Annotated in this window: 12 protein-coding genes; 5 read left to right on the forward strand and 7 right to left on the reverse strand. The window is 69.4% G+C overall.

Annotated features, from left to right (window positions below; translation table 11 throughout):
* Positions 1–187: 187 nt before the first annotated feature.
* Complete coding sequence (locus tag HUW62_RS34550; RefSeq protein ID WP_163867355.1) at positions 188–5,353, reverse strand: multicopper oxidase domain-containing protein; 5,166 nt, start codon at positions 5,351–5,353, stop codon at positions 188–190.
* A gap of 576 nt (positions 5,354–5,929) precedes the next feature.
* On the opposite strand from HUW62_RS34550, the gene HUW62_RS49175 reads away from it, so the two are divergent.
* From HUW62_RS49175 to HUW62_RS34565, 3 genes are all read left to right on the forward strand, one after another.
* Positions 5,930–10,297 carry a lamin tail domain-containing protein gene (locus HUW62_RS49175; protein ID WP_176436846.1) on the forward strand — a complete coding sequence of 1,456 codons (4,368 nt, stop codon included), beginning with the start codon at positions 5,930–5,932 and terminating at the stop codon, positions 10,295–10,297.
* Between the two features lie 82 nt (positions 10,298–10,379).
* Positions 10,380–11,162 (forward strand): exodeoxyribonuclease III, encoded by a 783-nt coding sequence (locus HUW62_RS34560; protein ID WP_176436847.1) that lies wholly within the window; start codon positions 10,380–10,382, stop codon positions 11,160–11,162.
* A gap of 18 nt (positions 11,163–11,180) precedes the next feature.
* A complete protein-coding gene (locus HUW62_RS34565) occupies positions 11,181–11,954 on the forward strand; it encodes a 1-acyl-sn-glycerol-3-phosphate acyltransferase (protein ID WP_163867126.1) in 774 nt (257 codons plus the stop codon).
* A 30-nt stretch (positions 11,955–11,984) separates the two neighbouring features.
* On the opposite strand, the gene HUW62_RS34570 is transcribed toward HUW62_RS34565, so the two are convergent.
* The gene (locus HUW62_RS34570) at positions 11,985–12,548 is read right to left on the reverse strand and encodes a hypothetical protein (RefSeq protein WP_176436848.1); all 564 of its coding nucleotides are present in this window, start codon (positions 12,546–12,548) and stop codon (positions 11,985–11,987) included.
* Between the two features lie 64 nt (positions 12,549–12,612).
* Here HUW62_RS34570 and HUW62_RS34575 point away from each other — a divergent pair, with 64 nt between their 5' ends.
* On the forward strand, positions 12,613–13,749 hold the full coding sequence (locus HUW62_RS34575; protein ID WP_368670544.1) for a hypothetical protein: 1,137 nt from the start codon (positions 12,613–12,615) through the stop codon (positions 13,747–13,749).
* 17 nt (positions 13,750–13,766) lie between these two features.
* Here the strand turns inward: HUW62_RS34575 and HUW62_RS34580 are convergent, their stop codons facing one another.
* Positions 13,767–14,231, reverse strand: coding sequence for a universal stress protein (locus tag HUW62_RS34580; RefSeq protein WP_163867128.1), 465 nt, complete (start codon positions 14,229–14,231; stop codon positions 13,767–13,769).
* Positions 14,232–14,422: 191 nt separating this feature from the next.
* Here HUW62_RS34580 and HUW62_RS34585 point away from each other — a divergent pair, with 191 nt between their 5' ends.
* Positions 14,423–15,286: an SDR family oxidoreductase gene (locus tag HUW62_RS34585; protein ID WP_163867129.1), complete on the forward strand. Its 864-nt coding sequence runs from the start codon at positions 14,423–14,425 to the stop codon at positions 15,284–15,286.
* A gap of 114 nt (positions 15,287–15,400) precedes the next feature.
* Here the strand turns inward: HUW62_RS34585 and HUW62_RS34590 are convergent, their stop codons facing one another.
* The 4 genes from HUW62_RS34590 to HUW62_RS34605 form a co-directional block, all read right to left on the reverse strand.
* Complete coding sequence (locus HUW62_RS34590; protein ID WP_163867130.1) at positions 15,401–16,195, reverse strand: serine protease; 795 nt, start codon at positions 16,193–16,195, stop codon at positions 15,401–15,403.
* A 360-nt stretch (positions 16,196–16,555) separates the two neighbouring features.
* Positions 16,556–18,043 (reverse strand): FAD-dependent oxidoreductase, encoded by a 1,488-nt coding sequence (locus tag HUW62_RS34595; protein ID WP_176436849.1) that lies wholly within the window; start codon positions 18,041–18,043, stop codon positions 16,556–16,558.
* Complete coding sequence (locus HUW62_RS34600; RefSeq protein ID WP_176436850.1) at positions 18,040–19,386, reverse strand: 2Fe-2S iron-sulfur cluster-binding protein; 1,347 nt, start codon at positions 19,384–19,386, stop codon at positions 18,040–18,042. The genes HUW62_RS34595 and HUW62_RS34600 overlap by 4 nt, the downstream gene beginning before the upstream one ends.
* 204 nt (positions 19,387–19,590) lie before the next feature.
* Entirely contained in the window at positions 19,591–20,631 is a 1,041-nt protein-coding gene (locus tag HUW62_RS34605) for a polymer-forming cytoskeletal protein (RefSeq protein ID WP_255203820.1), read from the reverse strand.
* Positions 20,632–20,702: the final 71 nt, after the last annotated feature.

Here is a 20,702-nt window from a genome sequence, read left to right on the forward strand (position 1 = left end):
GGTTCAGGGAGGACCGGCTCTTCGCGCGGAAGGAGCTTCCACCCAACGGTGGCGAGGGCTCCCAGGGACAACACGCCCGCGGTGATGACGGCAAGGCTCTTGCGCATGGTGGGACACATCCAGGGACTGGAGAAGAGGGGGCGACGCGGCCCGGTCCGAGCCGCGTCGCCCTGGTGCCACGCAACCGCTACTGCACCCGGTACACGCCCCACAGGCCGCCGCCGCTCCACAGGAAGCTGGCGTGGTCTCGGTACATGTAGTCGCCCTTGATGCTGGAGGCGCCACCGGCTCCGTACTCGGGAATCATCGTGTACGACTGCATCACCGACGCGCCACCCTGGGTGGAGATGATGGGCGAGGTGGCATTGGGGCCCATGACGCGCGACTGGGTGCCCGCGGCCCACGGGTTGCGGCGCCACTCCGCGCCATGCATGGAGATGGCGTGCTGGCGCGAGTGGCCGGAGGGATGGCCGAACCGCCAGCGCAGCGGGTCGCCCACCTTCGCCAGGAACACCGGCGTGGCCGGGTCCCCGTGCACCGAGGAGCTGAGGATGTCCCTCAGGTCGCGGTCGTTGATGATGTCCGGACTCGTCTGCGGAGGCAGTCCCAGCCGGGCCCACAAGGGCTCGGTGCGGTAGTTGAAACCCTTCTGGCCCGTGTCCTGCGAGTCGTCGATGCCCGACGTGTTGCGCAGCGCCGTGTAGCTCGACAGGCCATCCGTGTCCCAGAAGGTGGAGTCATCGCTGTGCAGGCCCAGGTCGTCCTGGAAGAGGGCGACGAACTCGCGGAACGTCTCCGGCTTGCCGTCGGCCTTGGTGTACGAGACGTACGCCTGAGCCTCGGTGCCCGGGTCGGTCGACCAGGAGGCGTCGGTGGGCTCGATGATGAGCGCGCCGATGGCGCCGTGCATGCCGTGGTTGACCACGTCCGCCATGTTGCGCAGGTTGACGATGCCGAACTCCATGGACGTCCTGCGGCTCAAGGGGAACGGCGTGCCGAGCGGCGAGCTCTTGAACTCACCGGCGAACCACCGGTACGTGCGCGCGCCGCCGGGCGGAACCGTCTGCACCGCGTTGAGGCCCACGTTGGCGCCGTCGTCCACGTTGACGTCGTAGTTGACGAGCTGCGGATGCAGCGACACGTGGTTCGACATCCGCACCTGGTTGACGTTGAAGCGCGGGGTGATGGCCGAGTGGTGCGCCCAGATGTTCGTCTTCGGCAGCGTGCTGGAGGGCAGCCGGTTGGTCAGGATGACCTGGACGCACTCACCCGCGCGGGCCCTGAGGATGAGCGGCTCCGGCTTGCGCGCGCCGGACTTCAGCGCGGCCAGGTGCGTGTCCTGCGCGAAGATGATGGCATCCGGGTCGTAGATTTTGTACCGGTCGTTGTAGACGACCCGCTTGCCGAAGATGTGGTTCTTCGCGTCGATGGCGGAGACCCGGTAGATGCGGACCGGCGCGCCCTTCGGACACGAGTCCGTCTTGACGGGCTTGGTGCCGAACCACTGGAGCTCCTCGTATTTGAGCACCATGTCCTTGTCGATGCGGATCATCCCCTCGCGGTCGGCCATGACGTGCTCGACGGTGCGTAGCTTCACCGGTTTGCCCGTCTCGTCCACCTCGTAGGAGTCCTGCACGGAGTCGCGTTCCTTGTCCGGGTCCAGCACCTGGAGGCCGGCCTCCGGGGGCAGGTCCAGGATGTTGAGCGGCGGGTAGGCCTGCGCCTCTCCGTTCGCGGCGCCCCGGGCGACCGTCTGGAGCTTCGGGTTCTCGTCCGCGGCGAGCATGGCCACGTCCGCCAGGGTGCGGGTGCCTCGCAGCCGGTTCTTCGTCGTCCGGAGGATGCCCCACATGCCGTTCCACAAATCGCCCGTGGAAGCGCTCATGTACATGTAGTCCGCCGTCTCGTACGGGCCGACGATCTGCGGCAGGCCGCCGGTCAGGTTGAACTCGAACTTCTCGGAGATGCCGATGGCCTGCGCGTTGTAGTAGCCGCTGTCCGGCTCGTACAACTCCTTGAGCCACTTGTTGCCGTGCAGGGTGAAGGAGTGCTGCTCCTCCTGCGAGCCCTGGATGAGGCGGATGCGGACGTTGTCGCCCGGGTTGCCGTACATCACCGGCGTGTACGGGTCGCCATGGATGTCCGAGCGGAAGACGTTGGCCATGTCTCCGCGCGCCCCGCTGCGCTGCACGCGATCACTGCAGCTGATGCGGGAGGAGATGCGGTGGGGGATGGGCTCGTTGTGGTAGTTGATGGTCATCCCGCCCGGGTCCGCGGCGCTGATGGCCTCCGGCATGGGCGTGGCCCAGAAGTCCACCGCCCACGGCAGACTCGTCTCCTTGTAGTTGGGCGGGTTCACCGGCTTGCCGCACTCGTCGTAGAGGGGCACGTAGTCCGCGAAGGCGATGGCGAACTCGCGGAAGCTGTTGGCCGGGTTCGGGGTGATGATGTCCGCGCTCCAGCTCGTCGGGCCACCGTCCGCCACGCGCGAGCCGTAGTAGATGCCCGTGCGGGGATCCCTCCACTTGGAGCCCTTCGGCTCGACGATGAGCGCGCCGTAGAAGCCGTGCTGCTGATGTGACGACGGGCCGAAGTGGTCGTGGGTGAACACGGTCTCCAGCGGGTGCTCCTTGCCCGAGGGGCTGATCAGCGGGTCTGCCCACCAGCGCTGCACGGAGGTCTGCGCGGTGCCCGGCGCGCGGGGGATACGGGGATGGGAGGCGGGAGCGGTGAGGTACACGCGCGTGCCTGTCTCAGTCACGTTGCCATCCGCGGCGAAGGCGCCGCCCGCCGCGTTGGCCAGGTGGATGCGGTGCGCCACCGTGTCCGCGGACAGCGTGCCGTCCTCGTAGTTCCAACCGTTGCCGGCGCCGTCCGCCGCCGTCACGTCGAACTTCACCAGATGGATGTGCTGACCGATGACGTCCGTCGGCGTGTAGATCTGGAAGTCATCCGGCTCCAGGTGCGCGGGGATGAGGTTGGTGGCGTAGAAGTTGATGCACTCGCCCGACTCGGCGCGGAAGAAGAAGGGCTCCGGAGGCCGCTTGCCGTCCTGGGTGGCCGCCACGTCCTCGTTGAGCACCATCAGGCGCGCCTGCGGGTCATGCCAGCCCGCGCGGTTCACCCGCTGCATGGCGATCTGCAGATAGGTCGCGCGGTAGTTGCGCTTCGTCGTGCGCGCCGGACACGGGTCCGCGAAGGGCGCGCCGGCCACGGGCTGCCGGCCGTTGACGAGGAACTTCCCGATGCCACCCAACGGGGTGTAGGCGGGGTAGTACTTCAGCGTCTCCGCGAAGGTGGGGTCATTGTGGAGCGGGACGATGGTCGGCGCGGTGACGCCCGCGGAGCTGGGGAAGTCGCCGGAGTGGAAGGCCATGGCGGCCTGCTCCGTCGGAGTGCCGGCCTGGGGCAGCAGCTTGATGTTGAGCGCCGTCGGGTCCACGTCGAAGCGTCCCGAGTTGCCGTAGGCCACCGGGCCCACCGCGTTGGTGACGATGTGGCGCGGCAGGCCGCCGTCGAACTCCAGGTCCAGCGGGGCCTGGGGCGTGCGGCGGCCGGGCATGCCCGGGATGTAGAAGGGGTAGCCGGGGAACGCGGGCCGCGTCCTCAGGCCCGAGGGCGTGCTCACGGTGGTGGCGACGTACGTGGGCATGGGCGGCATGGCCCGGCTGGGGATGGGGATGACGGCCGGGTTGGGGGTGCCGTTCTTGATCTCCGCGTCGGGCAGCACGCGGTCCTTGGTGCCGGCCTCGAACACGTCATGCACGCGCCACAGCGCCCACATGCCTTGCGCGAAGTGGGGGTACAGGTGGCAGTGGTGGATGGAGTCGCCCACGGTGAGGTTGCGGTTGCCGGAGCCACCGAAGTTGATGTCGTAGGTGAAGGCCGAGCCGGGGCTCACGGTCTGCGAGTCCAGGTAGTTGGAGTCCTGGGCGGCGGGGGAGTACTTCCACTGGTGGGCGTGGAGGTGGAAGACGTGGGTCTCCGCGGGGCCCGCGTGGATGTTGCGGATGCGCACCGGGTCGCCCAGGTAGCTGTGGTGCACGTTGGTCGGGTCGTCCGGATAGAGCGCCGCCACGGCCTTGCCCGAGGAGTCCTTCTCCACGTTCATCGCCGGGTCGCCGTTGGCCCAGGACTCGAGGAAGAACTCCTCGTACTCGCAGGTGACGCAGTCCTTGGTGGGGCCGATCTTCGCGCGGTTGGCGATGAGCTCCGCGCCCAGGCCCGCCACGCCGTAGTTCACCCCGAAGCCGTCGCGGACGCTGTGGAACGTCGGGTTCCACTCCAGCTCGTCGAAGGCCTGAACCGCCTTGATTTCATCGTGGTAGATGGCGGTGAGCTCGCGGAAGTGGCCCTGGTCGACGGACGTCAGGGTGCCCACCGACGTGCTCGTGTACCCGGTGATGATGGCCTCCAGGTCGCCGTGGCGGATCTTCCGGTTGGAGTCCAGGATGGCCAGGTGGGGACGGCCGGAGCCATCCACCGCGTTGTACTGGATGAGGGGCGTGCCGTCCGGGTTGGTGCCGGTGGTGACGGCCTTGAGCACGCCCTCGCTCACCTTGGAGCGATACCAGGTGCTGCCAGGGGGCTCGACGTTGACGGCGCCGAAGAGGCCCTGCGCGGTGGAGCCGCCGTCGCCCTCGCCGCCGAACGAGGCCCCCATGCTGTGGAAGAAGAAGACGCCCTCGTGGTCGGCGTACCACACGTAGTCGAACGAGCCGCCGGAGGGCACGAGGCTGCTGGGGTTGTTGCCGACGTTGGCGCCGTCCGAGAAGATGTTCCGGTACTGCAGGCCCTGGATGTGGATGGAAGCGTGGCGGGTGGCGGGGGAGTTGTCGCGGTGGTCGTTCTCCGCCTCCTTGTCCTCGCCGAGCCAGAACCACCGGCCGCCCACCGCCTCGCGCTTGATGAGCGATTGGACGGGGTCATACGTGATCGTCCACACCCAGAGGGGCAGGACCTTGCGCAGGAAGCTCAGCGTGGAGGAGCCGCCCGCCCTGCTCGGGCCGGGTTGGGACTCGTTCGGGCTGGGAATCGCCGAGCGGGTGGGGGCCAGCCAGTTGTGGAACTTCACCTGAAGGCAGTCCCCCACGTTGGCGCGCAGGGTGAGCGGGCGGGGGCGTTTGTTCGTCTTCAACCGCACGTTGCCGGGGCCCGCGGGCTTGCTCACGCTGATGGGCTCCACGTCATCCATCAGGGCATAGATCATGCCCGTGGGATTGAAGGAGCCCAGCCGGTTGTAGGTGTAGACCTGATCCATCGCGACCACTTCCGCGAAGAGGGTCCGTCCGCAAGGAGGCTCGGCGACGGCCTGTGGAGAGGAGCCCACCGCCTTCTCCTGCGCGGGCGCCATGGGCTGGGAGTCTGGCGCGGCCTGCGCGGAGGCGTCGGTGCCCTCGGTTTGGCAGGCGAGGCTGAAGAGCAGCGTGGCGGTCAGGACGGACCGCCCGAGCGTGGGCGCGACCCGGCCTCCGGGGAGGGATTTCCCCCCCGGGTGTTGTCGTTTCTGGGTTGAAGACACACGTCCCCCTGCGTCGCCTCCAGTGGAGGCGATTCCATGATTAGTCCGTCAGGAATGCTTTGCGTGTTTCTGAGATCTCTCTAATGAAACACAGACATACGGTCCGTGGTTCTGATGTCTCACTATGGGGGCCTGCGACCGGAAGTAAACACTCCGCGTAAGCGTCCGTACTCGCGACACTTCCCTCACACTGCGTGAGGTTGTCTGAGAGTTTTCAAAGGAACCCGGAGGAGAGCGTCAAGCTGGAGTTCAACGGAAGCACGGGAATTTCCTGAGTTTTCCTGGGGTGGGAAATACCCCGGGTCTTGCAAATTGCTACGCTGCTGTTGAAATTTTGCCGATTGAAAGATGGGCGCCGGTTGTAGGATTCAGGACCCCGCAGGTCTGCCACTCCGGAGCGTCCCCTTCATGTCCTGGTCCTTTCGCCAACTGCTGGCGCCGCTCGCGGCGCTACTCCTGGTCGTCTCCGCTTGCGGTGATGACGACCCCGTCCCCAACAATCCCGTCTGTGGAAACGGCACCGTCGAGAGCGGCGAGCGCTGTGACGACGGCAACAGGACGAACGGGGATGGATGTGAGAACACCTGCCAGTTGACGCCTGACGCGGGCGTGCCGGATTCGGGCGTACCGGATGCCGGCCCCGTGGATCCGGACGCTGGCCCGGTGGAGACGGATGGCGGTCCTGTCGAGACGGATGGAGGTCCTGTCGAGACCGACGCTGGCCCCGTGGAGACGGATGGCGGCCCTGTCGAGACGGATGCTGGCACCACGGACGCGGGCCCTGGTGAGGCGGACGCGGGCACCACGGACGCGGGTCCTGGTGAGACGGACGCGGGCACCACGGACGCGGGTCCTGGTGAGACGGATGCGGGCACCACGGACGCGGGCCCTGGTGAGACGGACGCGGGCACCACGGACGCCGGTCCTGGTGAGGCGGATGCGGGCACCACGGACGCGGGTCCTGGTGAGACGGATGCGGGCACCACGGACGCGGGTCCTGGTGAGACGGACGCGGGCACCACGGACGCGGGTCCGGGTGAGACGGACGCGGGCACCACGGACGCGGGTCCGGGTGAGACGGACGCGGGCACCACGGACGCGGGTCCGGGTGAGACGGACGCGGGCACTGGAAGCGATGCCGGCACGGACGCTGGCACGGGTGAGACCGTGGTGATGTGCCCCGCGGCGAACCTGCCGCCTCCTCCGACGGGCGCCTGCACGGTGGAGTCGGGCGGCGCGGCGAAGCTGTTCACGGGCATCATCCTGGCGCCGGACAAGATCTACCAGGGTGGGCAGATGCTGGTGGACTCCGCGGGCACCATCCAGTGCGTGAGCTGTGATTGCTCCCAGACGCCGGGCGCGTCCACGGCCACGCGCGTGACGTGTCCTCAGTCGGTGGTGTCGCCGGGTCTCATCAACTCGCATGACCACATCACGTTCCAGGCCGCGCCCTACGTGGCGACGGGCGCGTCGGTGGAGGAGCGCTACGAGCACCGTCACGACTGGCGCGTGGGCAACAACGGCCACACGCTCGTCTCCTCCGGTGGGTCGACGGGCGCGGATGGGATCCGCTGGGGCGAGCTGCGCCAGGTCATGGCGGGCACCACGTCCGTCGCCGGCTCGGGTGGAGCCAAGGGCCTGTTGCGCAACCTGGACGCGCCCAACGTGTCCGAAACGGCCAGCAACCAGGAAGGCCTGGGTGCGGGCTCGGGCGCGAACTACGAGACGTTCCCCCTGAGCGACAGCAACGGTCGCGAGCTGGCGAGCGGCTGCGGCTACGCGGGAATCGACACGCCGGCGGCCATCCCGGCCGCCTCGGCCTACCTGCCGCACATCGCCGAGGGAATCGAGGCTACCGCGCGCAACGAGTTCCTCTGCCTCTCCGGTCAGCAGGCCGGTGGTCAGGACATCCTCGGCCCGCGCACGGCCATCATCCATGGCATCGGGCTGCGCGCCTCCGACATCTCCATGATTTCGGGCAAGGGCACCAGCCTCGTCTGGTCGCCGCGTTCCAACGTCGGCCTGTATGGCGATACCGCCGCCGTGCCGCTCTACAAGTCCCTGGGCGTGAACATCGCGCTGGGCACCGACTGGCTGCGCTCCGGCTCCATGAACATCCTGCGCGAGCTGCGCTGCGCGGACGCGCTGGACACCGACTACTTCAACAACACGCTGACCGACGCTGAGACGTGGGCGATGGTGACGGGCAACGCGGCCCACGCGTTCCAGGCCACGAACACGGGCGCGCTGGCGCCGGGCAAGGTGGCGGACGTGGCCATCTTCCGGCTCAACGGCCACCTGGACTCGCCGTACCGCGCCGTCATCATGGCGGAGCCGGCGGACGTGGTGCTGACGATGCGCGGCGGCAAGGCGCTCTTTGGCGAGTCGGCGGTGGTCTCCGCCCTGGGCGGCACGGGCTGCGACACGCTGGACGTCTGCGGCGCGCCGCGCTCGGTGTGCCTCCAGTCGGAGCTCGGCATTTCGCTGTCCACGCTGTCCTCGCGCAACAACAGCGCGTACCCGCTGTTCTCCTGCACCACGCCCGCGAACGAGCCGGTGTGCGAGCCCCGCCGTGCCTCCACGGACTCGCGCTTCCCGGCCTCCGTGACGGGCTCCACCGCCTACTCGGGTGACCCCACCGGCACCGACGTGGACGGCGACGGAATCGCCGACGCGCAGGACAACTGCCCGTCTGTCTTCAACCCGGTGCGCCCGATGGACCAGGGCATCCAGCGGGACGAGGACGGCGACGGCGTGGGTGATGCGTGCGACGTGTGCCCGCTCAACGCGAACACCACGCTGTGCGCCCGGCCCAACCCGAACGACTCGGACGCCGACGGCGTCATCAACGCCGTGGACAACTGCCCCAGCGTGCCCAACCCCGACCAGGCCGACGCGGATGGCGACGGTCGTGGCGATGTCTGTGACATCTGCCCCGCGCCCAACCCGGGCGACGCCGCGTGCCCGCTGTCCATCTACGAGGTGAAGACGCCGGCTCCGGGCGGAGGCTCCGCGTGGCTGGGCCAGCGCGTGGGCTTCTCCAACGTCACCGTCACCGGCGTGGGGACGACGGGCTACTTCGTCCAGGTCAACCCGTTGGACCAGGGCTACCAGGGCGCGGACTACTCCGGTGTCTTCGTCTTCACCCGCACCGCTCCTCCGGCCAACGTGGTGGCGGGCGTTCGGGTGAATGTCGACGGCACGGTGGCCAACTACTTCGGGCAGCTGCAGATCTCCACGCCCACGACGGCGGTCGTCAGCCAGGGCAGCACGCTGCCGACGCCTCAGGTGGTGACGCCCCTGGAGATCGCCACGGGTGGCCTGCGCGCCGGTCCGCTGGAAGGCGTGCTGGTGCGCGTGTCGCAGGTGAACGTGACGAGCATCGCGCCTCCCGTGGGCGGCGGCGACACCGCGCCCACCGGTGAGTTCGAGGTGAACGGCTCGCTGCGCATCAACGACTACCTGTACGCGTTCCCGCTGCCGGCGCTGGGGGCCCAGTTCTTCTCCATCACCGGCGTGCTGGAGCTGCGCAACGACCACTCGAAGATCGAGCCGCGCTCCGCCGCGGACCTGGTGCCCGCGGGCGCGGCCGAGGCGACGCTGTCCTCGCTGTCTCCCACGGGCGGTTTCGTTCGCTCGGGCTTCAGCGGGCCGACGTTCCCCGAGCCGCTGACGGTGACGCTCAGCGGCCCGGCGCTCCAGGACACGGTGGTGACGGTGTCGTCGTCCAGCCCCGCCGTCTCCGTGGACGGTGGGCAGGTGGTGATTCCCGCGGGCGAGCGCTCCGCGATGGTCATCCTGAGCGCCGACGCGTCGCAGGACCCGGGTGTGCAGAAGGTCACGTTGACGGCCAGCCTGGGCGGTGTGACGCGTGATGCCCAGGTGAAGGTGCTGGCCGCGGATCAGCCGGCGGCGCTGGAGCAGCTCTCTCCTGAAATCGCCGTGGTGGCGGGTGGCTCCTCGTTCGCCTTCACGGTGACGCTGGATGTGCCTCCGGCGGTGGACACGGTGGTGTCGGTGGCTGTTCAGCCGTCCAACCTGGGAGCGGTGCCGGCCCAGGTGACGGTGCTGGCCAACACGCTGTCCGCCAAGTTCGACCTGGTCGCGGCCAATGTCAGCGGTGAGGGCCTGGTCGTTGCCACGCTGGGCGGCTGGTCGGCGTCGGCGCAGCTTCGCGTGACGGCCGCGCCCACGGGCGCCAACCACGTCGTCATCAGCGAGGTGGCTCCGCAGGGCCCGAGCAACGCGAGCGACGAGTTCATCGAGCTGTTCAACCCCACCGCCACCGCGGTGGACCTGTCCGGCTGGAAGGTCCAGTACAAGAGCGCGACAGGCACCATCTACCAGTCCGTCTCGCTGCCGGCGGGCGCAACCATCCAGCCTCGCGGTTTCTACCTCGTGGTACACCAGCTCTACTCGGGCTCCGTGAGCGGGGATGCGAGCTGGGGCACGGTCTTCTCCATGCAGGCCAGCGCCAATGGCGGCGGCAACGTGCGCATCGGCCCTCCGGCGCTGAACACTGGGCTGAATGACCCGAACACGGTGGATGCCCTTGGCTACGGCACCGGCAATGCCCCCGAAGGCACTGCCTTCCCGACCATCCCGGCGGCGGCGGGGAGCTACGAGCGCAAGGCGTCCATCTCCTCCACGGCGGCGACCATGCAGGGTGGCTCGGACGCGACGGCTGGCAACGGGTATGACTCGCAGGACAACGCGTCCGACTTCATCCTCAGGACGACGCGTCAGCCCCAGAACTCCTCCAGCGCCACGGAGTAGTTGACGGCAACCCCCGGCCCCTACCGGTCTGTGAACCGGTAGGGGCTGGAAAACCCGGCCCGGCCGGGCCATAAGCGTGTCCGTGCGAGTCGTCTCATGGAACGTGAATGGGCTGCGTTCGGCCCACGGCAAGGGCTTCCTGCCGTGGTTGTCGGGCGCGAGGGCGCAGGTGGTGGCGCTGCAGGAGGTGCGCGCGCGCCCCGAGCAGCTCCCCAACGAGGTCCGCACTCCGCCCCGGTGGAAGACGCACTTCTCGTCCGCGGAGCGCCCCGGCTACAGCGGCGTGGGCCTGTTCTCCCGAGACGAGCCGGACGCGGTGGAGACCCGCCTGGGCGTCCCGGAGATGGACGTGGAGGGCCGGCTCCAGCTCGCCCGCTTCGGCAAGCTCACCGTGGCCAACGTGTACTTCCCCAACGGCAACGGGAAGGACCGGGACTTGAGCCGCATCCCCTTCAAGCTGGCCTTCTACCGGCGCCTCTTCACGGAGCTGGAGAAGCCGCTTCGCGACGGCGGGCGCGTGCTGGTGGTGGGTGACTTCAACACGGCGCATCAAGACATCGACCTGGCGCGTCCCCGGGAGAACCGCGAGACGAGCGGCTTCCGTCCGGAGGAGCGCGAGGAACTGGACCGCTGGCTCCGCGCGGGCTGGGTCGACAGCTTCCGGCACTTCAACAAGGGCGGCGGCCACTACTCGTGGTGGAGCCAGCGCTTCGGGGTGCGGGAGAAGAACATCGGCTGGCGCATCGACTACGTCCTGGCGTCGCCGGGCGCCATGGCCTACGTCAAGCGCGCCGCCATCCACCCCGAAGTGTCGGGTTCGGACCACTGCCCGGTGAGCGTGGACCTGGACTCCGCCGTCCGCTGACGATTTCTCGAGGCTCTCATGAACGCACTGCTCTCCATCTGGACGTGGGTCGAGATTGGAATCGTCGCGCTGGTCGGTTTCTTCGTTCAGCTCGTCATCGCCATCTTCACGCTGCCGTTCGACAAGACGCGCTACGCCACGGGCCGGTGCTTCCGGCTGGTGGGCGTCACCGCCGCGAAGCTGACGCCGTACTGGCGCTTCCGCGTGCACGGCACGGTGCCGGACCACGTGGCCCCCAACACGGTGGTGGTGAGCAACCACGAGTCCAACGCGGACCCGTTCCTCATCTCCCACCTGCCCTGGGAGATGAAGTGGCTGGGCAAGGCCAACCTCTTCAAGATTCCCGTCGTCGGGTGGATGATGAGCATCGCCGGCGACATCCCCGTGCACCGGGGAGACCGCGAGTCCGCCACGGGCGCCATGGCGCGCTGCAAGGAGTGGATGGAGAAGGGGATGCCGGTGATGATCTTCCCGGAGGGCACGCGCTCGAAGACGGACGAGCTGTTGCCCTTCAAGGACGGCGCGTTCCGGCTGGCCATCGAGCGTCAGGCGGACGTGCTGCCGCTGGCGGTGAGCGGGACGCGCAAGGCGTTGCCGAAGCACTCGTGGCGCTTCTCCACCTCGCGCGGCCTGGTGACGGTGGGCACGCCCATCTCCACCAAGGGCATGACGATGGATGACCTGGAGAAGCTCAAGACGCTGGCGCGCGAGCAGATCCTCTCGCTGCGCGCCTCGCTCCAGCCGTTGACCCGGGACCCGGACTCCGCCCCGGAGCCGGTCAGCGCCGCGTAGCACCTCGCGCGGGCTGGGGAGGGACGTCGCTCAGACGTCCTTGTCGTCCTTGTGGCTGCCGCCGTGGTCGTCGTCGTTGTCGTCCTCGTCGATGATGTGGCAGCCCGTCTCTTCCTCCAGCGCGTCCTCGATGAAGCCGCGCAGCAGGTCCTTGCCGCCAATCTCGAAGGACAGGCTGATTCGGTCGCCTTCGATGGCGCCGTCCTTGTCCACGGTGAGCTTTCCGCCCAGGGCCACGGCGCTGCCGTCCACGCGCGCGCCGTTGTGCACGCGGACCTCCCCGCCCAGGGAGACGGCGTCCCCCGTCACGCGGGCACCGGACTCGACGATGACCCGGCCCCGGATGGCGACGGCGTCTTCGACCTTGGCGCCCTTGCGGATGATGACGTTGCCGTCCACGGCGACCGCGTCCGTCACCTTGTCCCCGGCCTCGATGACGAGGTCCGTGCCCTGCACGGCGCGGCTGCCGTCCTTGCCGTTGGCGGCGCAGACGACCTTGATGCCGTTGGCCTTCTTGGCGGAGTCATCCCCCGCGAAGGCCGGGAAGGCGAGGGTGGCGGCGAGGGCCAGGGTAGGCAGCAGTGGTGCGCGCATGGCGGGCTCCTGAGGCATCCGAGTTGAGAGGCCTACGGACGGGAGCTCGCACCGATTGCATGGGGTGGTGTCTCCAGGCGGCGCGGGCCAGGGCTTGTGCCTTGCAGTACGGTGTACCCCTGGCCCTGTCCCGAGGTCCGCCCTGGCCGCATCTTCGACGCAGCACGACGACTCCCAAGACCTCTCCATCTGGCTCTACGCGTTCGGGTACTTCGCGGCCTACGCCCCGTACAGCGCGCTGACGAAGGCGTTGTCGAGCGGCTCCCTGCCGGGCATGGAGGAGGGCATCGTCGGCTTCACGCTCTTGCCGGTGAGCGCGGCGACGTCGATGGTGGGGATGTTCGTCTTCCTCACGCTCAAGCGCTGGTGGCGCTTCGCGGGGCACCGGGAAGTCCTGGGCCTGCGGGTGCCCTCGCCGGGGCCGTGGACCTTCCTGTCCGGGATGTGCTCGGCGGCCATCATCGGCACCACGACGCTGGCGTACACGCTGGAGGGCACCTCCATCGTCTTCATGATGTTGCTGATGCGCGGCGGCGTGTTGGTGCTGGCGCCCGTGGTGGATGTGCTCAGCCGCAGGCGGGTGCGCTGGCCTTCGTGGGTGGCGCTGGGGCTGAGCCTGTCGGCGGTGGTGGTGGCGTCGGGCACGGATGCGCGGGCCACGATGACGCTGGTGGCCATGGTGGACGTGGGCGTGTACCTGCTCAGCTACTTCATCCGGCTGCGCGCCATGAGCCGGCTGGCCAAGTCCGAGGACAAGTCGCGGTCCACCCGCTACTTCGTGGAGGAGCAGATGGTGGCCACGCCCTTCCTGGTGCTGGTGCTCGCGGGGGTGGCGCTCTGGGGCGGCTCCGTCGCGGCGCAGGACATCCGCGAGGGCTTCACCGGCCTGTTCACCCGGGGGCGGCTCCTGGAGGAGATGCTGGTGGGCCTCTTGTCCCAGGGCACGGGCATCTTCGGCGGGCTCATCCTGCTGGACTCGCGAGAGAACGCCTTCTCCGTGCCCGTCAATCGCGCCTCCAGCGTGCTCGCGGGCGTGGTGGCCACGCTGGGGCTGTCGCTGTGGCTGGGGCTGCCCGGGGTGGGGACGCGCGAGTTGCTCGGAGCCGTGCTCGTCATGGTCGCGATGTCGGTGCTCGCCGCGCCCACGGTGCTCGCGGCACGGCGGCGGGAGGCCGCCACGCGGGCGGCACTCGGACGCTAGGGGCCTTGGGCCCGCGGCTACTTCGTGTCGGTCGGGACGTGCAGCGTCAGCACCGGGCAGTGCGCGCGGGCGACAATCTTCTGCGCCACGCTGCCCAGGAGGACGCGGGAAATCCCCCGGCGACCGTGGGTGCCCATGATGATGAGGTCGTGCCCCTCCTTCTCCGCGAGCTCCAGGATGGTGGAGGCCGCCTCGCCCACCAGCACCCGGTGCTTGATGGGCACCGGGTCCGTCTCCATCTGCTTGAGCAGGGTCGCCAGCTCCTTGCTGGCCGTGTCCAGCGCGACCTGCTCCAGGGAGAGGGCGTTCCAGCCGGGCGCGGCCACCAACAGGTCCGGCGCGACGTACTGCGGGGGCTCCCAGGCGTGCACCACCTCCACGGTGGCGTTGAAGGGGCGCGCCAGGTTCAGGGCGTAGTCGATGACCGCGCGAGAGCCCTCGCTCAGGTCGATGGGAACGAGAATGCGGGACGGTGCGGCCATGGGTGGCTCCTCGGTGTTGGAAAGGCCCCTGTCATGGGAATGGGGGCGGAGGACTCCCAGTGGAAGTCGCGTGCCACCGTCTGCCCGCCTGGCTGGAGTGGCCCGGGCGCAGGGCTTGCGGGGAGGCGAGCGCGGCCCGCGAATCGTGCGCAGAATGCCCACCTGACCGAAACCGGAGGTGGCTCTCTTCCATGCGTCCTCCCATTGACCAGGGCACGGTCCTCATCACCGGCGCTTCAGAAGGGCTCGGCCGGGAGCTTGCCCGGCTGCTGTCCCGGCGCGTTCGCACGTTGGTCCTCGTGGACCGCGACGTGGCGCGGCTGAAGCCGCTGCGCGAGGAACTGCTGGCCCTCTATCCCACCCTGGGCGTGCTGCTCGAGCAGTGCGACGTCTGTGAGTCGCGCCAGGTCGACGCGCTCGTGGCCTCGCTGGAGGCGAAGTTCGTCCGGGTGGACGTGCTGGTGAACACCGCCGCGCTGGGGCGCCGCGGGCTGTACGCGGAGGCGCGCTGGGGCGGGCTGGAGGAACTGCTGCGAGCGAATGTCTGGGTGCCCGCGCTGCTGACCCACCGGCTGCTCGCCCCCATGCTGGAGCGGGGGCGGGGCGGGGTGCTGAACATCGGCTCGGGCGCCGCGCAGCTCTTCCTGCCGGGCTCGACGATGTTCGCCGCCACGCAGCGCTTCCTGGATGGCTTCACGGAGTCGCTGCGGCTGGAGGTGGAGGGGCGCGGCGTGGTCATCACCCGCGTGGCCCCCGGGCCGGTGGGCGACACGGGCGCGGAGGACGCGGGCGAGGTGCCCTTCTTCCAGATTTCACTGGAGCGCTGCGCGCGGTCCGCGCTGGCGGCGTTCGAGCGGGGCGAGGCCCTGGTGTATCCGGGCTGGGGCCACCGGTGGGTGATGCGGCTGCTGCCATTGCTGCCGCGCGGGGTGAAGCGGAGCCTGGGGCGGCTGGCGCTGCGTGGGGTGCGGCGCGAGGTGCTGGCCGCGCCCGAGGCCCTGCCAGTGGGGCTCGCGTCACCGGTGCTGCTGGCGCGCGAGCCCACTCCGGCGTGACGTGACGGACGACCGAGCCCGTCGGAGCAGATTCCGTCAGGGCTGACCACTGCCGAGGCCGAAAACCCGGACCTCGGCGTCGTTACCCCCCTGAACGGATTCAGCTCGGACGGATTAGAGGCCGATCTCCGTCAGGCGCGCCTTCACGCGGGTGGCCTTCACGCCGGTGTTGGCCGTGCCGCGGCCGGACGAGTTGCCGCCCAGACCGATGTGGTGCAGGCCGACCACCTGGTGCGTGGAGGACGAAATCACCGGCGAGCCCGAGGAGCCGCCCAGCGTGTCCGCGTCGTAGGACAGGTCCGTGGTGGAGTAGTTCGCGTTCTTCACCACGCCCGGCGAGGACTTCTTCGTCGGGACGCAGCCGGTCGTCGTGTAGTAGTCGCAGTTCTGGTGCACGACGTAGAGGCTCGCGTTGGCGGCGGCGTTGGTGGTGGACACCGTCAGCCAGCCGTAGACGTTGCCGGGGAGCTGGCCATTCGTGGCCGAGCAGCGCACCGCCGTCATGTCATCGCCGGACCACGTCTTGATGAACGTGGCGCAGTTGTACCAGACGCGATCCGCCGAGGCGACGCCGTCCTCGTAGTTGAAGGACGCGCGCGCGCCCACGGCCTCGGACGCGCTGCCGATGCAGTGGTTGTTGGTGATGATGACGTCGGCGGACACGAGCCACGCCGTGCAGCGGCTGCCCACCGCGGGGATGGACAGGTAGCCCACCGCCCTGGAGCGCGTGCGCTGCGTGCCCGTCAGCGTGGTGGCGCCCACCCAGTTCACCGAGCCGACGATGACGTTGGACTCCTGGGACTGGAGCGGCTCGGTGCCGTCCGCGTCAGGAACGTCCGGAGCCTGCTCGGTACCGCAAGCCGACAGGGCACCCACCAGGAACAACGCACGCATGCTCTTCGCGATCATCGGGGGACTCCTCCACCACGCGCGGGATTGCGCGCCGCGAGGGCCCAGGCACACCCCGTGCCAGCGTCACGTCCGGGACACTCCCGCTCGGAGGGCCCGCGCCCGCCCCGCTCCAGGTGGTGCGCGCGTGCTCCGCTCTCAAGCGGACGCGTGTAAAGGCCCTTCGCGCCGACCGGGACAAAGTCTCGTGATATTCGTGATTTGCTATTTTTACTCGGAGTGTCGTTTTCGTGGTCACTCGCGGAGCGCGGTGTCCCGAGCCAGGACAGGGGCGGAAAAATCCACGGGCCGCGTTTCACTCCGGCGAAGGAGGAGAACGCGGCCCGTCGAAGCCGGAGTGAGAGGGCTCGCGAGGGCGCCTCAGCCGATGATCATGTCCTCGCGCTCCAGGGCCCCTTCTGAGAAGCGGCGCAGGTTGAAGCGGGTGAACAGCTCATCGGACTCGCCGGTGACCATCCACTTCGCCATCCGCTCGGCGACGGCGGGGGCCATCATGAAGCCGTGGCCGACGAAGCCCGACATCTGGAGGAGGTTGTCCAGGCCGGGGGTGCGGCCGAGGATGGGGTTGTTGTCCGGCGTCACGTCGTAGCAGCCGGCCCACTGGCGCAGCACCTTCACGTGGCCCACGTGGGGCATCTGCTCCATGAGCGCGCGGGCGAAGCGGGACACGAAGCGCAGGGTGCTGCCCATGTTGAGCCCGGCGGGCTCCTTCGGGTCCCCCATGCCGCCCACGATTTCGCCGCGCATGGACTGGCTGAAGTAGAGGCCCGAGTCGAGCACTGACACCAGCGGCCCCAGGAAGGGCTTGAGGGGCTCGGTGCTGAGGATTTCGTGGCGGTGCGGCTCGTTGGGGAGTTGCACGTCGACGAGCTTCGCCACTTCGGGGCTCCACGCCCCCGACGCGAGGACGACGGTGTCACAGGCGATGTCGCCCCGGTCCGTCTTCACCTTGCGAATCTGGCCGCCGCTGACCTCGAAGCCGGTGACGTCCGTATACGTCTCCACGCGGACGCCCTTCTTCTTGCAGGCCTGCGCGTAACCCCACAGGAAGGGCCAGGGGAAGATGACGCCGTCCTCGGGATTGAAGGAGGCCGCCACGCAGCCATCCATCGTCAGGCCGGGGACGATGTCGCGCGCCGCGTCCGGCGTGACGAGCCGCGTGGGCACGCCGTGGCGGTTGTGCAGCGTGACGTTGCGCTCCAGCCGCTTCGCCACCGCGTCCGTCCGGGCCAGGAACAGATAGCCGCCCTGGCGCAGCCAGACGTTGATGCCCATGTCCCGGGCGAAGGTCTTCATCAAGTCGATGGAGCGCTTGGCCAGCTCCAACAACGCCGGAGTGCCCCACTGCATGCGCACGCCGCCGCCGTTGCGGCCGGACGCGCCCGCGCACAGGTAGCCGCGCTCCAGCACGACGACATCCGTCTCACCCTCGCGCGCCAGGTTGTACGCGAGCGCCAGTCCCATGATGCCTCCGCCGATGATGACCACCTTGGCCTTGGCGGGCAGGGGACCCTCGGGCCGCAGCGCGCTGGCGAAGGTGTCCACGTCCTGGGGCAGGCCGCCCACGGGAGGCTGCGACTCGTCCACCGGGGCGGTGGCCAAGAGGCGCAGCTCGGTGGGGAACAGGGGAGGGCGCGGGGTGAAGGGCACCACCGCGGCCGGCTTGAGGGCCTTCTCCTGCTCCAACAGCGCCGCCACCGCCGACAGGCAGCTCTTGCCCTGGCAGATGCCGGTGCCGAAGCCGGTGTAGCGCTTCACCGACTCCACGTCGCAATACCCGCGCGAGACGGCGTGCCGCACGTCGTCGGCGGTGACGTCCTCGCACGAGCAGATCATCGACTTGCTCATGACAGCCCTCCCACCAGCGCCTGCGCCACCCGTCGTCCCGCGACAGCCGCGTCCTTCGCGCTGCCGCCTCCGGTGACGTCGCCCGCGGCGAACACGTCCCCGGCCTCGGTGCGGCCGTCCGCGTCCGCCTCCACCTTGAACAGGCCGTGCCCCGCGTCGAAGGTCACCCTCGCGCCGCCCTGGCGCGCCAGCTCGAAGCTGGGGCTCACCGGCACGGACACCAGCACCGCGTCGCAGGCCACCTTGCGCCGGTCGCCCTCGCGAGGCGTGAAGCTGAACGCGCGCACGTGGCGCATGCCGTGGGCCTTGGGCTCCGTGCCCGCCACCGCCAGCGGGTGGGCTCCAGCGGGAGGCGGGCCCTTCAGGTCCACCACCGCCGCGAGCTTCACGCCGCGCTCCTCCAGGAGCCTCGCCAGGCCGTACAGCTCCTCGCCCCAGCCCACCAGCGCGGCGACCTCTGGAGCCACGTCATACCGGCGCAAGAGCAGGCTGGCCGCGCGCCCCGCGTAGACGCCGGGCAGGTCATTGTTCTCGAAGGGCACCATCGGCGGGTGTCCCCCGGGCGTCAGCAGGAAGCGCTCCGCGTAGACCTTCAGGAGCCGCACACCCGCGGGCTCCCAGGCGCCCACCACGAGGAAGCGCCCCGCCTCGTCGTCATACAGGCCCAGCGCGGTGGCGCGGGTGACGAGGCTGTCCGGAGCGAGCGTCGCCACGTCCGTGATTGAGGGCGCGTCCTGCCCGGGCGCTCCATGCGCGAGCCGTCCACCCACGTGGTCCTCGCGCTCGAAGAGCAGGAAGGGGACGCCGCGCTCGGTCAACTCCCGCGCGGCGGCGAGTCCCGAGGCGCCAGCACCCACCACGGCCACGCGGGTGCGCAGCGTGCGGGACTCCGGCGAAGCGGGGGCGGCCTCCTTGGGAAGGATGCCGAGGCCCGCGAGCTGGCGGGCGACCTTGGCCATCACCTGCTCGGCGACGGGGACGCCGGCGAACATCTCGTGGTGGTCCAGGCCCTTGGGGAAGAACCAGTCGATGGTCTCGAACACGTCCACCTTGGCGGAGGGGTACGCGTTCTGCCGCTCCAGCTTCATGCCCTCTCGCGCGGGCGTGCGGCACGTGTAGACGTTGGGCAGGCCGTCCACGCGCATCAGACAGTGCGAGCAGGCGGCGGCGAAACAGTAGGGCCCGCGAGGGCGGTGGTACTTCACGGAGCGGGCAAGCAGGGGCTCGCCCGCGGCGACCAGGGAGCACGCCACCGGCTCGCCTTCGATGGCGGGGATGCTCTCGCCCTCGAGGTCCACGGTGATGGCCCTGCCGCGCAACGAGGCGTCTGGGAGGCGTCGCATGGGTGCCGCGCAAAATGGCGTACCCGGACCGAGGGGTCAAAGACTGTCGAGGCATGACGCACCCCGGTCATGGGCCCCATCCGACAGTCGCGGTGATGGCGCGCTGGAACTTCTCTAAGACCGCCACCGAAACGACACCGGGGACCGTCACGGGCCGTGCAGGCTCGTGGCGATCCCCGGTGGGATACTTCTGGGTGCGGTGCGTTAAACCGGCTGCTCGGTGTGGGGATGGATGGGCTCCGGCATCCCGCTGCCGCGCTGCCGGTACCCGAAGCGGGTGCGGATGACCGCGCCCAGGGCGACCAGGACGACGAGGGTGGAGACGATGGCGCCCAACACCGGGATTGCGCCCACCACCAGCAACACCAGCAAGCCCATCGCCAGCACCACCGCCTGCGTCTTGCGTCCGCGCATCACCGGCAGCCGCGTGCCCAGTTCGCTCGCCACCGCCGCGAAGCCGAGCGCCGCGGCGAGCGGGGCCGCCATCCACAGCACCAGCGCCGCGGGGATTCCGATGATGGTGACGGCCAGCACCACCGTGAGGGGAATCATCGCCACCACTCCAAAGAGGCCGGTGAGGCCGCTCTGCACCGGACGGGCGCGAATCTCGTCGCCGAGCTGCTTCATGCGCGCCGGGAAGAACATCTGCCCCAGGAAGCCCAGGCCGAACAGCACCGCGAAGGTGAGGATGAAGGTGGCAAGCCCGCCTTCGTTGTTGTTGTCGTCCTCATCGTCGGCGTCATGGTCGCGCATGGGCTTGGGGCTGCGCGCCTCATTGAGGCCTTCCTTCAGCTCTTCGGAGATCATTCGGCCGATGTTCGCGCCGCCGAAGGTGTTGATGCTGCCTTCCACGTCCGAGCCGTCCTCGCGCTCCACGTTGCCGCCGAAGGAGGACACGTCGCCCTCCACCTTGGCGCCGGGCTTGAGCACGACGTTGCCGCCGAAGGCGTGCGCGTCTCCCTCCACGTGGCCCTCGATGACCAGGTTTCCGCCGAAGGCGACCGCGTCGTTCTCCACGTGGCCCTTCACGACCAGGTTTCCGCCGTACACCACCGCGCTCTGGACGTTCTGTCCTTCCTTCACCTCGAGCGACTGGCCGCGAGCCACGACGTTGCGACCGCCGGAGCGGCGAGAGCGCTTCAGCCCGTCCCGCGTGCGGTGGAGTTGCTCGCGGATCTGATCTCGGACCTCCTCCATCCCCTCCGCGTTGGCGCCGATGTTGTCCTCGACGTTGCCCGCCTCCATGGCCTCTTCATGGGACGGAGGCGACGGAGGCGCTGCCTCTTATACACATCTCCGAGCCCCCGAGACGCGTA

This window comes from Myxococcus sp. AM011, from assembly GCF_013372595.1.
GTDB lineage: Bacteria > Myxococcota > Myxococcia > Myxococcales > Myxococcaceae > Myxococcus > Myxococcus eversor.